Below are 15,129 nucleotides of genomic sequence, written 5' to 3'. Positions count from 1 at the left end.
TTACCCCAATCGATCAAGGTCAATGCAAAAAACCTTACTAATTTAGCAAGGCTCTTTGCAATTTTTTAGACCATGACTAGCTCTGTGGATTCTATAGCATCTGTATCACATAAATGAACAAATTCTCCTGCACGAATACCACAACTTTCAAGCGTCTGTGCCACGCTCATTCGAGCCAAATCCTTCATATTATTATCCAAGCTGAGATGGGCCAAATAAATATGCGTATCTTTTTCAGCGACCACTTCACTCATCGCAACGGCTGCGTCTTCATTGGAAACATGGCCGACATCGCTTAAAATACGGCGTTTAATGGACCATGGATATCGTCCCATTTGTAGCATACTGACGTCGTGGTTGCTTTCGAAAACGAAGCTATCCGCACCTTGAATATGCCCTTTCATTCGATCGCTGACATAGCCAGTGTCTGTAATAATAGCTAACTTGCGATCTGCTTCATTGAATGTAAAAAACATTGGATCTGCCGCATCATGTGAAACTGCAAATGATTGTATATCAAGTGTTCCAAATGTTTTTACTGTCTCCATGTCAAAATGAAATCGCTGATCTAGTGGAATCTCTCCAACAAGCCCATCCATTGCTTGCCACGTCTTTGCATTGGCATAGATAGGTGTTTTGTATTTCCGTGCGAGAACACCGATTCCTTTAATATGATCGCTATGTTCATGTGTGACGAAAATAGCATCAATTTGTTTCATGGAGCGATTGATCGATCCGAGCAAGCCTTCAATCTTCTTGCCGCTCATTCCGGCATCCACAAGAAAAGCATGCTCGTCCGTCTCTATATATAGCGAGTTGCCTGTACTGCCGCTCGCCAAAATGCTAAAACGCATGTGGAAAACTCCTATTCTGTCTGTTCTTCTAATAGATCAGGCTGGAACTCAATTACTTTCCCTTCAATTGCATTGATGAAGTAGTTTTCGATTGTTCCATCTTTCAATTTTACCTGAATGTTCCACGTTGGTGCAAATACTTGAGTTTCTGTTAATTGGACAAGGGTGGAATATCCTGACTTAACCTGTATGACGGTGGAGTCTGGTTTTAAATATCCTCGTGTAACGAGTGACCCAACTGCATCATCTGGTGACAGCAAGTCCTTTTTATGATTAAAGCTAACAAAGTCGTCAAGCATTCTCTGTTCATAATGCGTGATTTCTTCATCGTCATCCCAGTGAACGACTAACATGGCATTGGGGCTGTAAAAAATAGTCTCGTTTTTTACGCGTTGGAAAAACACCGCGCGTTGATCTTCTTCATCAATATCCCATAATACGTAACTATCACCTTCCAGAACATACTTCTCTAGGAAACCGGAAAAATCATAATCGTTTTTTTCATCCTTAATCGAGACAGATTTTTTCAGATAGGAAAGCAAACGCGACTTTTCGATTAAAACAAACGACTGGTCATTTAATTCCTTCAATTTATCTTCCGAAAAGGTAGCAATATGGGCCGATAAATAGGAGACCTCTTTTTTGATGAAAGGAATTGGATTATACGTAATATTTTCTAGTTGCAGTGTTTCTTCCACCGAACTCTTTCCGAGGACCTGCATATTCCCGACCCCCATTTGTCGGTCCAAATACAAAAAATACAGGAAAATATTTAATATAGAAAAGACAATGATAAAGATCGTTTTGGTTCTATTCCAATCCAATCTCATCACCTCCTGATGGTCCCTCTGGCATGAAGCGGAACCAATTATCTTTGATGAGGTAATACCAACAAGGTTGCAAGATGAGTAATCTTTGATTGTCATCATGAATCAGAAAATAACCAGGGGTGATTTCATCGATCAGATCGAAATCCAAGTCATCGGAATCTCTCAATGCTTCTGCCACTTCCACGCCTGACGGAAGTTCTACATCCACCGTTTCGACATTCACATCCAGCGTGTAATATGGTCTAAAGTATTGGTAAACTCGCGAATCTCCCCATTTCTGCATGATTTCATTCGTTCCGCTCTGCTCACTATAGACGGGTAATCCGTCGACATACAGCTGAAACTCCACGTGGCGAGAAATGGGATTCATATAAGAATAACGAAATTCATCTGTCCAGCCACCATGCTCATTAATGAAATCAATTGTGTTTACAAGTAACTCTGAAGGAATCGCAATTTCCTGACTTTCCGCAGCGGGCATCGTATATTTTAGCATCTTGGTCTTTGTTAGAACTTTCATGAATGCATGGTCGTCTCCATATTCTTCTTCATTGGAATCGACTTGACTGCGGCGGACTGCATTCGGATCACTGAATAATGCATCTCGAAATCGAAGTGGATTCACTTCTTCCTGATAGTACGTATGGCGCGGGATCGTAATTGGATGTTTAGATACAGTCAAGAATGGTGCATTACCCCGATCAATTTCCGCAAATTCGGCAAACGACTGACCTACATCCACAACATTACGCAAGAAGCTAGATTTATTCGGTAGATTAATTTGTGCTTGATAATGCACACCGCTCGTCTCACTTAAAAAATGGACGGTCGGCAATTGAGTGGATTGGCTCCAGTCGATAATGAGCCGATTAAATGTAGCTTCTGGAATATTGTTATCCTCAATCATTAATACATTATCATACACAAGTATGGGAACTTCTCCAGGGAAGTAAAGTGTCATCTGACTTGGCTGCCGCAATACCTTTGCAACGTCAAACTTTGACATGTCCTGATTCACGAGCTGTAGATCCTTCAGTTGCCATGTACTCATTTCAGAAAGAATTGTATTGATCTTTCTTGATTCCATAGAGCCAAGCACTTGATCTTTCAAGTTTGTAATTATTTTATAAGGTTTAATAATCTCATCAATAGTCTTCTTCTCTGCTATCGAAATATCAACGGTTTGCATTTGTTCCATTGGTTCATAGTTCGGCGAGAATGTCCAAATCGTAAAAGTGAACATGACACTCATGAGAACAAGCAACAGCAGTACAATGGATTTGATTGTTTCGATATATTTCAATCCCACTCACCATCCTCTTGTTGTTCAAATGGTAGCGTGAAGAAAATGGTGGTCCCTTTTCCTTCCTCACTTTGTGCCCAAATCTCTCCTTTATGAGCAGTAATCATTTCTTTTGCGATGGCAAGACCGAGACCTGTTCCACCAAGTGCACGAGAACGCGCTTTATCCGCTCGATAGAAACGGTCGAAAATGCGATGGACATTTGCCTTGGGTATCCCCATTCCGTCGTCTGAGATCATCACTTTGATGTAATCACCTGAAACGGTCACCCCAAAGCGCACTTCTCCACCATCAGGTGAGTATTTCAATGCATTGGAAATGATATTATCAAGCACTTGTGTCAGTTTATCCGTATCAATTTCAACGAATAAACTACTTCCGTATAAATTGCGTGTAAAGTGAACATTTTTTGATTTCGAAAACTCAAAACGCTCAATGACCGCATTAAAGAATCGGTTGAATTCTACCCATTCCGTATTTAACTCGTATTCCTTACTATCCATGCGTGATAGCTTCAACAGGTCGTTGACAAGACGAATCATCCGCTCCGTTTCACCTTGCGTCACGCGCAAAAAATTCGGCGCGATCTCTTCACTTCTCCATGCACCTTCCGCCAATGCATCCAAATAGCTACGCATGGTAGTTAATGGCGTACGTAATTCATGCGATACGTTGGAGACGAATTCACGGCGTTCCATATCGATCTTTTCTTGCTCGGTATTATCATGTAACACGACGATCAAACCATTGACAAAACCTGTTTCACGCTGTGTGACAGAGATGGTCGCACGCAAAATATACGATTGCTCTTCCGTACTGAAATCCAGTGCAATGGATTCTCGTAGCTGAATCAACTCTTCAAAGGTGTATTCCGATTCAATCCCAAGAATGCTAGAAATCGGTCGATTAATTACTAAATCTGTAGTAACTCCAAGCATCTGTAATGCCGAGTCATTGATGAGGCTGACACGTCCTTTACGATCCGTTGCGATGACACCATCAGTCATATTCTCTAGGACAGATGCTAGCTTCCGCCTCTCACTTTCGGTCGTCGAGTGCGATTCTTGCAATTGATTGGTCAAATGATTAAACGCAATCGCCAACTGTCCCAGCTCATCGGTCCCATACACTTTAACTTTCCGCATGAAGTTTCCATTCGCCATCGCTTGAGCCTGACGCCGCATATCGGAAATCGGACGGGTGAACGTACGCGCAATAAAAATCCCGACGATAATGGTGATGATCAGTGAAACGGCTGCACCACCAGCTAATATCCGGTTAATTTCTTCAATTTGCTGAAATACTGTTTCAATATTGGCTTCTACGTATAGTGACCCGATAATTTCATTACCGTTAAATATGGGCTGTGCTACCGAAAGTACACGTAAGCGAGTTTGACGATCAAGTATGATCACATCCTTAATTGTCTCGGAAGTGATCGATTTCCGAACACTATCATTGGTAGAATGCTGTCCAACCCGCATTTGGTTTTCAAATGAAGACGTTGCAAGAATGCGGTACTTTGAGTTAATGACCCGTATTTCCTTAATATCATCTGAGGTAAACTCGATGAGGACGTTTTTCAAGCTTTGTTCGAGTGTGGGATCACTATCTTTACGCTTTTTCGTAATTTCTTCCCGCACATTGAACTCCACCAAATTCATCCGGTCTACAATCGAGTTCGTAAAATTCTCTTTTAACGTTTCTTCTAGCCCACGAGCAAAATACAACCCGATAATCTGCATCGCTACGAGAATAAGCAAAACATAGATCAAGACAAACTTGACATGAATGGACCGGAAGAAACCTACTTTCTGCATAGTGGTTTACTCCTGTTCCGGATCGCGCAAGTAGTAGCCTACGCCTCGTCTTGTCACAATCCAACTAGGATGACTTGGCGTATCTTCGATTTTTTCACGCAAACGACGAATGGTCACATCGACAGTCCGAACATCGCCAAAATAATCGTAGCCCCAAACCGTTTGCAATAAATGTTCACGTGTCATCACTTGCCCAATATGTTTTGCCAAGTAATACAGCAACTCAAACTCTCGGTGTGTCAGCTCTATTGTTTCGCCACGTTTCTGTACGAAATAGGCATCCGGTTGAATCACCAGCTGACCAACCGTAATATCATTGGTTGCTTCTTCTTGATCCTCTGCCAACGTCTTCGCATGGCGTCGTAAATTTGCTTTTACTCGTGCGATTAATTCACGGGTACCAAATGGTTTGGTGACATAGTCATCCGCGCCAAGTTCCAGTCCGAGTACTTTATCAATTTCTGAATCCTTAGCTGTCAACATAATAATTGGAAAATCATATTTTTTTCGAACTTCACGACAAACTTCCATACCATCTCGTTTCGGCAACATGATATCGAGCAGCATGAGATCCGGTTGAATCTCTTCTACACGGTTAATGGCATCTTCTCCATCGTACGCGCAAAAGACCGTAAAACCCTCCTTTTTCAAATTAAATTCTATGATATCTGCGATAGGTTTTTCATCGTCTACTATGAAGATGGTTTTATTTTGCATAGTCCATTCCTTTCCCGCCTCATTGGCGATCAGTTTTATAGACAGCTAGCTAGCTATCAAACACGCTTCAGTGTGATTGCCTCTGGATTTTGAAAGTGCTTGTACATGTAACTTCTTTCAAAATCCAAGACACCCACCAGAGGCTTTATCTGATTCAGATAATATTTCTTTCCATATCCTTTAACTCTATCATGATTACATCCAAATCGCACTTTTTTCAAGTAGTTACCACTTGTTGTTATTTCCCGGGTAATATACATTCGAACGTTAGAGAAAAAACAACACTTCCTTTTCTACATGAAGAGAGAAAAGAAGTGTTGTTATGTTAATAGGATGGAGGTGCTTCATGCTGGCTCCAGTCGATATTCAGAAACTTATTGTATTCCTTCGCAAATGCCAATGTCACCGTGCCGGTCGGACCGTTACGTTGTTTAGCAATGATGATTTCAATCATGTTCTGCATTTCCGTTTCTTTGTCATAATAATCTTCACGATACAGGAACGACACAATATCGGCATCCTGCTCAATACTTCCTGATTCCCGCAAGTCAGACATCATCGGTCGCTTATCTTGCCGCTGTTCTACTCCCCGCGATAACTGGGAGAGGGCGATCACTGGGATCTTCAATTCACGTGCCAAGGCTTTCAATGAACGGGAAATCTCAGAAACTTCTTGCTGACGGTTATCACTGCCACGCCCGCTTCCCATGATGAGCTGTAGATAGTCGATCATGATCATTCCAAGTCCGTGCTCCTGCTGTAGACGCCTACATTTGGATCGGATTTCATTAATGCGGATCCCTGGACTGTCGTCAATAAAAATTCCTGCATTGGACAAGGAGCCCATTGCCATCGTTAGCTTACGCCAGTCATCCGCTTCCAAATTACCTGTCCGGAGAACTTGTGCATCGATATTGCCTTCCGCACAGAGCATCCGCATGACAAGCTGCTCAGCACCCATCTCTAGACTAAATATCGCAACATTTTCATCCGTCTTCGTAGCGACGTTTTGTGCAACATTCAAGGCAAATGCCGTCTTACCGACAGAAGGACGGGCCGCCACGATGATCAAATCATTACGCTGAAAGCCTGCCGTAATCTTATCCAAATCACGGAAACCAGTCGGTATACCTGTCACTTCACCTTTACGAGTATGCAACAATTCGATGTTATCGTACGTCTCTACTAAGACATCTTTGATATGACGGAAGTCACCGGCATTTTTCCGATTCGATACTTCCATCATCTTTTTCTCAGCTTCACCTAGAAGAGCTTCCACTTCATCTTCTCGTGTATAGCCATCTTCAACAATGCCGGTTGCTACGCGGATAAGTCGACGCAATAAAGACTTCTCTTCCACGATATTGGCATAATGTACGATATTGGCAGCAGTTGGTACAGCATTGGCAAGCTCCGTCAAATAGGAGATGCCCCCGACATCTTCAAGCTCGTTTTTCACCTTCAACTCTTCTGTGATCGTGACCAGGTCGATTGGTTGTCCTTTATCGCTTAGAACGAGCATCGTCTCAAAGATCTTCTTATGAGCGATTCGGTAAAAGTCATCTGGCAATAATATCTCTGATGCGGTAATCAGTGCTTGCGGTTCTAAAAATATGGCTCCGATGACCGACTGTTCGGCTTCATTGTTATGGGGAGGAGTACGCTCGATCATCTGGTTCAAGCTAGTATCTCCTTATCATTCTTCTGTAACATGCACTTTTAGAGTTGCTGTTACATCAGGGTGTAATTTAATTGGTACATTCGTAAAGCCAAGTGCACGGATCGCGTCTGGCAATTCCATTTTTCGGCGGTCCACTTTGATTTTGAATTGCTTTTCCAATGCTTGTCCGATTTGTTTTGATGTGATGGAACCGAATAGACGGCCACCTTCACCAGACTTGGCCTTTAGTTCAACAGTCAAATCATCAATCGTTTCTTTCAGCTTCTTCGCTTCTGCTAATTCAGCTGCCGCATCTTTCTTTTCGCGATTCTTTTGACCTTCAAGTTGACTGAGACTGCTTGCTGTAGCCTCTACTGCCATCTTATTTTTCAGCAAAAAGTTTTGTGCATAACCCGTTGAAACTTCCTTTACTTCACCTTTTTTACCTTTTCCTTTAACATCCTGCAAAAAAATCACTTTCATCATTCATTTCCCCTCTCAACGTATTGATCTACTGTATTCTTTAACATTTCTACTGCTTCTTCCACCGTCTCTACTTTCAACTGGCAAGCTGCGTTCGTCAAGTGACCGCCACCACCCAAATCTTCCATGACGACTTGGACATTCAAATCACCTAATGACCTGGCACTAATTCCAACTTTCCCATCATCACGCTGGGCCACTACAAATGAAGCAGAAATACCTTGCATCGTGAGCAAAATGTCAGCTGTCTGTGCAATGAGTACTGAACTATGAATTACCCCGTCAACTCCTTTGGCAATTGCGATATCACCATCACCAACGAACTCTACCGTCTCAATCAATTTCGAGCGTTCAATATACGTTGTAATATCTTCTTTCAGCAAACGTTGCACCATAACGGTATCTGCTCCATTGGTCCGTAAATAGGAAGCTGCCTCAAACGTCCGCGCACCGGTCCGTAACGTGAAACTTTTCGTATCTACGACAATACCCGCGAGCATTGCAGTCGATTCCAGCATCGATAGTTTTTCATTCTTTGGCTGGTATTCCAGTAACTCTGTGACCAATTCAGCCGTAGAAGACGCATACGGCTCCATATAGACGAGCATCGAGTTATTGATGAATTCCTCTCCCCGGCGATGATGATCGATCAATACAACCTTTTCCGCTTTCTCCAAAATGCGTTCATCAATGACCATACTCGGCTTATGTGTATCTACGATTACAACCAATGAACGCTCAGTCATCAATTCTAATGCTTCATCAGGCATCAGCAGATGGTCGAAAAGTTCTTCGTCTTTTTCAATTTCATCCATCAACCGATTGACACTCGCATCCAACTCATCAAAATTTACGACAACATAGCCTTCCACATTATTCATGCGTGCCATTTTTCGCACCCCAATGGATGCACCAATAGCGTCCATATCCGGCATTTTATGACCCATTACAAATACACGGTCACTACCTTGAATCAAATCACGCAATGCATGGGAGATAACGCGTGCTCGGACCCTCGTTCGTTTTTCCACAGGATTCGTCTTACCACCATAAAATTTCAACTTCCCGTCCTGGTGCTTGATTGCCACTTGGTCGCCGCCCCGTCCGAGAACCAGATCCAAACTGGATTGAGCCAGCTCGCCCAACTCTGTCAGTGACGTGGTGCCTGTTCCGACGCCAATACTCAATGTTAGTGGTGACGTATGCTTCGATGTATTCTCGCGGATTGTATCCAACAACGCAAATTTCGTCTTCTCTAACTTCTCCAATGTTCCCTCATTGAACACCGCCAAAAACCGGTCAGATGAAATCCTCTTAACGAAAATACCGTTATCTTCTGCCCATTCGTTTACTAGCGAAGTAACTAGAGAGTTCATCTGACTCCGTGTCTGATCATCCATTGTTTGCGACAATTCATCGTAATTATCTACCAAGATGATCCCGATGGTCGTTCGATCAGCATAATAAAGTGATTGAATTTTTATCCGTTCTGTTACGTCAAATAAATAGAGTAACTTCTCCTCGGGTTTATAGTACACCCTGTATGAACGGCCATTTAGCACGATCACTTCCTGCTCATGATCTTCTTTTGTGATTTGGCGAAATCCTTCATTCATTTCATATAGATCGCTTCCCACCCATGAATCTTCGGGAAAAATGGACGAAACAAACGGATTCACCCACTCGATCTGATGCTTGTCATTCAGCAAGATTATCCCAATGGGAAGTTCTAATAACGCTTCTTCTCCGACTTTTTTCATTCGGTACGATAAGGTTTCAATATATTTTTCTGTTTCTTGATAACTTTCATTTTCTATCCTCCAAGCCATGCCAAGTGCCAGTGCAAAACTTAGAGCGAAAAATAATCCGATCCAAAATTGGTAAAGCATTAGCAACACGGCACCCACTGCTCCAAGGAGAGACAAGAGTGCCAGCGGAATACGGACTGCTCGTTTTTTATAAAATAAATTCAACGTTTCATCTCCTACCCTCTCTTGTCTTTACCTATCCAAGCACGAATGTTAATGGCGACATCTAAACTACCTAGCAATACGGTAAACGGGCTTAGAAATAATGCGAGCATTGTAGCAAGTACATTAACAATTCTCGGCAATTTCATCGTTTGTAATGCAAAGTAAATCAACGCCAAACCTTGTAAGAAGAATAAGAATCTAAAGATGAGAATGGCATTCGCTTCCATCAGATATAACGTAGTTCCTTGTTCCGTTTGTGAGAAGATGGAAAAAAGCAATAATCCCACATAGACTACAAGCGTCATAAACGGTAAACGCATAGTTACAAAAGAAGCAAATTTCGGTACCTCAAAACGCAAACGCTCGGCAATTGCCAAAATCGGCATAACAAACAAATAAGCCGCTATAAAAACCGATAAGATAAATAGTGAGGGGACGATGGTTTGGTAATATGTAAATGACTCCGCCACTAGCCGTTCTACGTCTCTTGTCGTATTCCCCATCCCTGTCAGAATGGTCAACGCTTCTTCCTGAACAGCCTGAAACTGTTGCAGTAACTGATCAATCGGGTTGATCTTAAAAAACCAAACGGTACCTAGGTACATTACACTCAAAGACACGAGTAGCGTCAATCCGGTTGCCATAAATACATATAGCTTTGACTTGCTTGTCCGAACAGTGTCTCCTATCACAAATCCCACCATGCTCAACACGATGGCGGACGGTATAGAAAGCAACCCACCGATTAGTAACGTAATGAGCCATGTACATGCGGCTACTAGTAATGTAGAAAGCCGATCATAACGCAAACGATACAACGTTATGGGTAGCGGTATAAACAGCAACGTCAATACGCCAAGTAATGGCACGTACATTGTGAACGCTAATAAAATAGCGAACAGCGCTACCATCATCGCGCCATACGTAATTCTCCTTGCTTGATCTTGCATATCCTTTACGCCTCAATTCATTCGCAACTTCTTCTGTCATAGCAAAGCTACACTTACATAAGTGGACAGAGTCCTACTTGTCTCTCCTATGATTAGGATACAATCATCCTTCTAATTGTATCATGATTTGTCCTGAAAACAAAAGTAGAGACAGCACAACCTTCCAGTTAACTGGGATGAAAAGTACTTGCTACGTCATCATTACTCTTGATTGTAAAAAATAAAAAACCATCATTGACTGATTAATTCAGTCAATGATGGTTGTATATTACCGCTCTTCTGCAACGAACGGAAGAAGTGCCATAATACGTGCACGTTTGATTGCGATCGTCAATTTACGTTGGTATTTAGCGCTTGTACCTGTAACTCGACGAGGCAACATTTTTCCTCGCTCAGAGATAAACTTCTTCAACAAATCTACATCTTTATAGTCGATGTGTGTAATGTTGTTAGAAGTGAAATAGCAAACTTTACGGCGTTTGCGACCTCCACGACGTGGTGCCATAGGTGTTGTCCTCCTTTCCTGTATGCGTGCATGTGAACCGTTCTTTTAGAATGGCAAATCGTCATCCGTTACTTCAATCGGACCGCCACCTGGCTGGAATGGATCATTATCGACACGCGTCATATTTTGCTGACTCGGTTGGTAGGATTGCTGGTTGTACCCTTGGTCATGCGATGGTGCATTATTATAAGAAGGCGCTCCACCATAAGAAGGTGCAGGCTGCCGTTCTTGATTGGCTCCACGCGGTTCCAAGAATTGTGTACTGTCCGCAATAACTTCTGTCGTGTAAACACGCTTACCATCTTGTCCTTCAAAGCTGCCCGTCTGTATACGGCCATCTACTCCGGCAAGACTTCCTTTTCGTAAGTAATTCGCGATATTCTCAGCCTGTTTACGCCAAGCTACACAGCTGATAAAATCTGCTTCCCGTTCTCCTTGCTGGTTAGAGAACGCACGGTTCACTGCCAGTGTGAAACGAGTCACGGCGATACCACTCTGTGTATATTTCAGCTCAGGATCTTTCGTTAATCGACCAACTAAAACGACACGGTTTATCATTCAGAATCAAACCTCCCTCATCATAGAATAGAATATTTTTATATCAGCTTACGCATCCACACGAACAGTCATATGACGAAGAATACCTTCGTTGATGTTCGCAAGACGTGTAAATTCATCGATTGCTTCAGAACCAGCGTTTGCAGTTACTAATTGGTAGTAACCTTCACGTAAGTCGTCGATTTCGTATGCAAGACGACGCTTGCCCCACTCTTTCGACTCGATGATTTCCGCTCCGTTTGAAGTAAGGATACTATCAAAACGTTCAATCAACGCTTTTTTCGCTTCATCTTCAAGTGTTGGGCGAATGATGTACATAATCTCGTACTTTCTCATCAGTAGTCACCTCCTTATGGACTTGGGCCCTGCTTTTTCAAGCGGGCAAGGAGTAAGTAATTTTGTTATTACTCACATCAGTTGATATTACCATAACCAAGTTGGAATATCAACCCTTAGTATACTATACTGAAAGGATTAAGGAGTGATTTCACTTGGAAGAACAACAACCTGTCATTGTGGAATTAGATTTACAGAAAGTAGCGAAGGAAAGCATCTGGCTGACTGTCCTTCCGCTTTTGGTTCTCTTCCTGATCCGATTTTTGCTGGACGGCGGACTGCATCTTACATTTTCATTTTGGTATTTGCTCTATGGATTTATTGGTTATCTTATTTTAATCGTGGTACATGAGTTTTTTCATCTGCTCGGTTTTCGCATTTTTTGCAATGTACCCTGGAAGAACATGGACTATGGCGTAAATCTAAAGATGGGAATTGCCTATGCCACAGCAGATCAGCTGATGGACAATAAAGGCATTCGAAAAGCCCTGCTGCTGCCGTTTTGGATGACGGGCGTATTGCCGGCTGTCATTGCACTTTACATCGGTGACGGTGTCTTGCTGACGCTTGGAGCCTTACTGATCGGCGGAGCTGCCGGTGATTTTGCAATGTATAAAGAACTGAAGAAGTTTCCGGATGATGCAATGGTGAAAGACGATCCTGAACTGCCGAAGCTTTATATTTATCCCGTGGAATGAAAAGAGCTGTTTCCCCATTCAAAGAGGAAACAGCTTTTCATCTATACATAACAGTAATTTCTTGGTTCACTCCGAAATATCTCTGAAGTTTTCTCGCCTCATCAAATAAATCAGAAGTCCGACGCTCACAATTCCCAACAAGCCATACAGACCAGGAACAAGCCATTGTGGAGATTGCACAGAAATAATGTGGCTCAACAATATATTGAATCCCATTAGAAGCATCACAAATATCAATGGAATTTGAATACCTATCAATGTGACGAAATTGGGTACAACACTGGAAACAGACATTGCCAGCATCGTAAAAATTAATCCGATGACGTAAATCGCCAGGATGCACAGCCAAATATACTGTAAAAAAGTCGGATCATACCAAGTCAGGTTCGCAATGAATGCATTCACTCCTAAACCAAAATATGGTGAAGTGCCATTTTGTGCGTATAAGCTGAAATAGAAAGCCAGCAGCACCGTGATGACCAGACCTGCGGAAAGAATACCAGCTATCAATTTTGTTTTATACAGGCTTCTGCCGATTTTCGACGTGTATTGCAGATCGAGCAGCCGCCTTGTGCGATCTTTTAAGATGAATGGTGAAATGAGAAGTACGACGCTGAATAAAATCGTGATTCCCACATTAACGATAAACTCTTTAAAATTTTGGATGACTACTTCTGGATACGCTTGATACTTTCCTTCATTGAGCAGTTCGTCAAAACGAGTTTGTTGCAAAGTATTTGGCTCAAACCCTATCATTTCTTTCGTGTCGTGAAAGTCGATGAGCCGTGACCTCTCCTGCAGTTCCCAAAACAAATCTATTTGCTGTTCATGCATGATTTGACTGTGTAAATTTTGTCGTTCTTCATTGTCCCAGACGGAAGTTACCAATTCCTCATAATCATCTATGCCGGCCTCTGCAAACTCAGGGTGTGCTTGCAAGTACTCATTTGCTTCCTCTTTCCGTGACTCAAACTGCCGGCGGAAATCGAGCATCTCCTCTTCATCCATCTGCACACCATATTCTTCTATCATTTCTATGCCGAGACGGTATCCGTCAAGTGCTGGTCTGCCATTCGGAAAATATTCAATGTCAAAACTTATTAATAAAAAGTACAAAACAGCATTGACAAGAAGCAAAAACGTCAGCATTCTCCACGTTAAAATTTTCTTCATTTCATTCCAAATCATTCGCATCACCTATCACCTACCCTATATCCGTTTTGGTAAATCTTCTATATGCTACGAAGCAAATTCCTGCAGCAATCAGCGTCCAGCAGCTGACTGTCAGCCATTCGTAATTTCGAGAACCAGTCAGACCGCCTCCCATGAACGAGTTAGAGATCCCGAGCAATAATTGAGACAGATTATAGCCTGTAATGAAAAACAGAATAGACGATTTGGACATAAAACTCGGCAATAGCAAAACAGCCACAAAAAAGAGAGAGATTCCTGCAAAGGCGATGTAACTATTTTTCACTACGGTAGCCAACGCGAATGTCAAACAAGAAATGAGCAGCCCCCCCGCCAAGACAATGCCGGCCGCCAGCCATAAAAATGTTCCAACCGATATATCCCACCAAGCAATATAAGGAAAATTATATTCCCAGTTGAATGCACTGCTAATTGAAGTTGACCATACATGTGAATAATCAAATACGATGAAAAAGGTACCTAAGGTGATGCCGAGTAAGAAAATCATGGTAAAAAGTGCAATGGCTATGGAAGCAGAAAATTTATCTTTCATCAACTTCCTTCCACGCTTCGTGGAAAATATAAGCAGCTGTGTTTTTTGTTCAAATTCATATGCGGTAATTAAAGCTGTTGCTAAGACAATCAGTAGCAACGATTCAATGATGATATGCCTGAAAACCGTTTGAAAAAGGAAGCTATGCATGAAGTAGGCTTTGCCTGCAAAAAACCATTGCTTCTGCTCTCCATTTTTCACTAGCTCTTCAAAACGTTTATCCAGTTTCTCGTATTCCTGCAAAAGATAGAACGCTGCCGAGCCGCTGAGCCCGTACATTCTCACTTCTCCTTCTCCTGTTGCCTGAATATCAATCTCTGCATAGCTCTCATCTATTGAACGGGCTGTATTGAAATACATTTCTTTTACTGCAAGCTGCTGAATTTGATTCCATTGTTCCTGGCTATATGCTTCTTGTTCTTCTAACGACATATTTTCTAAGAGTTCATGTACGCTTTGGAATTCCAGTCCTGCACTGCGTTTCAACTGGGTCATTTCCTTCTGAATATCCTGATCCAACTGTGCAAGCGAAGTGTCTGAAATATCACGTCCATATGTATCAATCAGTTCGTTGACTATTTTCAACTCTTCTTTATGATCTGATGAACTGACGATCAGATAAATGTTATAAACAGAAAACAGGAGAAACAGTCCTAAGAAAATTGGCGATTGTATTACTTTCCTGCACTCATACAATA

At 42.2% G+C, this 15,129-nt stretch carries 15 protein-coding genes; 1 reads left to right on the top strand and 14 read right to left on the bottom strand.

From position 1 onward, the window contains the following. Positions 1-65: 65 nt before the first annotated feature. The 12 genes from GD002_RS14375 to rpsF all read right to left on the bottom strand — a co-directional run bounded on the left by GD002_RS14375 (position 66) and on the right by rpsF (position 11,989). Positions 66-854 (bottom strand): MBL fold metallo-hydrolase, encoded by a 789-nt coding sequence (locus tag GD002_RS14375; RefSeq protein ID WP_153733059.1) that lies wholly within the window; start codon positions 852-854, stop codon positions 66-68. Between the two features lie 11 nt (positions 855-865). Next, positions 866-1,678 (bottom strand): two-component system regulatory protein YycI, encoded by an 813-nt coding sequence (locus tag GD002_RS14370; RefSeq protein ID WP_194841620.1) that lies wholly within the window; start codon positions 1,676-1,678, stop codon positions 866-868. Then, a complete protein-coding gene (locus tag GD002_RS14365) occupies positions 1,665-2,993 on the bottom strand; it encodes a YycH family regulatory protein (protein WP_153733057.1) in 1,329 nt (442 codons plus the stop codon). Before GD002_RS14365 ends, GD002_RS14370 begins: the two co-directional genes overlap by 14 nt. Next, a complete protein-coding gene (walK, locus tag GD002_RS14360) occupies positions 2,984-4,807 on the bottom strand; it encodes a cell wall metabolism sensor histidine kinase WalK (protein ID WP_153733056.1) in 1,824 nt (607 codons plus the stop codon). The genes GD002_RS14365 and walK overlap by 10 nt, the downstream gene beginning before the upstream one ends. A gap of 6 nt (positions 4,808-4,813) precedes the next feature. Continuing rightward, a complete protein-coding gene (gene yycF / locus GD002_RS14355) occupies positions 4,814-5,524 on the bottom strand; it encodes a response regulator YycF (protein ID WP_153733055.1) in 711 nt (236 codons plus the stop codon). A gap of 325 nt (positions 5,525-5,849) precedes the next feature. Further along, entirely contained in the window at positions 5,850-7,196 is a 1,347-nt protein-coding gene (gene dnaB / locus GD002_RS14350; protein WP_408020095.1) for a replicative DNA helicase, read from the bottom strand. Between the two features lie 24 nt (positions 7,197-7,220). Then, positions 7,221-7,667 (bottom strand): 50S ribosomal protein L9, encoded by a 447-nt coding sequence (gene rplI / locus GD002_RS14345; RefSeq protein WP_153733053.1) that lies wholly within the window; start codon positions 7,665-7,667, stop codon positions 7,221-7,223. Then, positions 7,667-9,640 carry a DHH family phosphoesterase gene (locus tag GD002_RS14340; protein WP_194841619.1) on the bottom strand — a complete coding sequence of 658 codons (1,974 nt, stop codon included), beginning with the start codon at positions 9,638-9,640 and terminating at the stop codon, positions 7,667-7,669. The genes rplI and GD002_RS14340 overlap by 1 nt, the downstream gene beginning before the upstream one ends. Positions 9,641-9,651: 11 nt before the next feature. Then, a complete protein-coding gene (locus GD002_RS14335; protein ID WP_153733052.1) occupies positions 9,652-10,590 on the bottom strand; it encodes a YybS family protein in 939 nt (312 codons plus the stop codon). A 268-nt stretch (positions 10,591-10,858) separates the two neighbouring features. After that, entirely contained in the window at positions 10,859-11,095 is a 237-nt protein-coding gene (rpsR, locus tag GD002_RS14330) for a 30S ribosomal protein S18 (protein WP_153721538.1), read from the bottom strand. 45 nt (positions 11,096-11,140) lie between these two features. After that, positions 11,141-11,653: a single-stranded DNA-binding protein gene (gene ssb, locus GD002_RS14325; RefSeq protein ID WP_153733051.1), complete on the bottom strand. Its 513-nt coding sequence runs from the start codon at positions 11,651-11,653 to the stop codon at positions 11,141-11,143. A 48-nt stretch (positions 11,654-11,701) separates the two neighbouring features. Beyond that, on the bottom strand, positions 11,702-11,989 hold the full coding sequence (gene rpsF, locus GD002_RS14320) for a 30S ribosomal protein S6 (protein ID WP_153733050.1): 288 nt from the start codon (positions 11,987-11,989) through the stop codon (positions 11,702-11,704). A 155-nt stretch (positions 11,990-12,144) separates the two neighbouring features. Here rpsF and GD002_RS14315 point away from each other — a divergent pair, with 155 nt between their 5' ends. Continuing rightward, positions 12,145-12,687, top strand: coding sequence for a DUF3267 domain-containing protein (locus tag GD002_RS14315; RefSeq protein WP_153733049.1), 543 nt, complete (start codon positions 12,145-12,147; stop codon positions 12,685-12,687). 66 nt (positions 12,688-12,753) lie between these two features. Here the strand turns inward: GD002_RS14315 and GD002_RS14310 are convergent, their stop codons facing one another. Next, positions 12,754-13,881: an ABC transporter permease gene (locus tag GD002_RS14310; RefSeq protein ID WP_153733048.1), complete on the bottom strand. Its 1,128-nt coding sequence runs from the start codon at positions 13,879-13,881 to the stop codon at positions 12,754-12,756. 10 nt (positions 13,882-13,891) lie between these two features. Further along, a complete protein-coding gene (locus tag GD002_RS14305; protein ID WP_153733047.1) occupies positions 13,892-15,127 on the bottom strand; it encodes a hypothetical protein in 1,236 nt (411 codons plus the stop codon). Between the last annotated feature and the right edge of the window lie 2 nt (positions 15,128-15,129).

It is taken from the genome of Sporosarcina obsidiansis (assembly GCF_009651005.1).
Lineage (GTDB): Bacteria > Bacillota > Bacilli > Bacillales_A > Planococcaceae > Sporosarcina > Sporosarcina obsidiansis.
This window is presented reverse-complemented; position numbering and strand designations above follow the sequence as displayed.

Coding starts and splice junctions, on each gene's coding strand:
- GD002_RS14375 (WP_153733059.1), bottom strand. CDS start 854: ATGCGTTTTAGCATTTTGGCGAGCGGCAGTACAGGCAACTCGCTATAT.
- walK (WP_153733056.1), bottom strand. CDS start 4,807: ATGCAGAAAGTAGGTTTCTTCCGGTCCATTCATGTCAAGTTTGTCTTG.
- yycF (WP_153733055.1), bottom strand. CDS start 5,524: ATGCAAAATAAAACCATCTTCATAGTAGACGATGAAAAACCTATCGCA.
- dnaB (WP_408020095.1), bottom strand. CDS start 7,196: ATGATCGAGCGTACTCCTCCCCATAACAATGAAGCCGAACAGTCGGTC.
- rplI (WP_153733053.1), bottom strand. CDS start 7,667: ATGAAAGTGATTTTTTTGCAGGATGTTAAAGGAAAAGGTAAAAAAGGT.
- GD002_RS14335 (WP_153733052.1), bottom strand. CDS start 10,590: ATGCAAGATCAAGCAAGGAGAATTACGTATGGCGCGATGATGGTAGCG.
- rpsR (WP_153721538.1), bottom strand. CDS start 11,095: ATGGCACCACGTCGTGGAGGTCGCAAACGCCGTAAAGTTTGCTATTTC.
- ssb (WP_153733051.1), bottom strand. CDS start 11,653: ATGATAAACCGTGTCGTTTTAGTTGGTCGATTAACGAAAGATCCTGAG.
- rpsF (WP_153733050.1), bottom strand. CDS start 11,989: ATGAGAAAGTACGAGATTATGTACATCATTCGCCCAACACTTGAAGAT.
- GD002_RS14310 (WP_153733048.1), bottom strand. CDS start 13,881: ATGCGAATGATTTGGAATGAAATGAAGAAAATTTTAACGTGGAGAATG.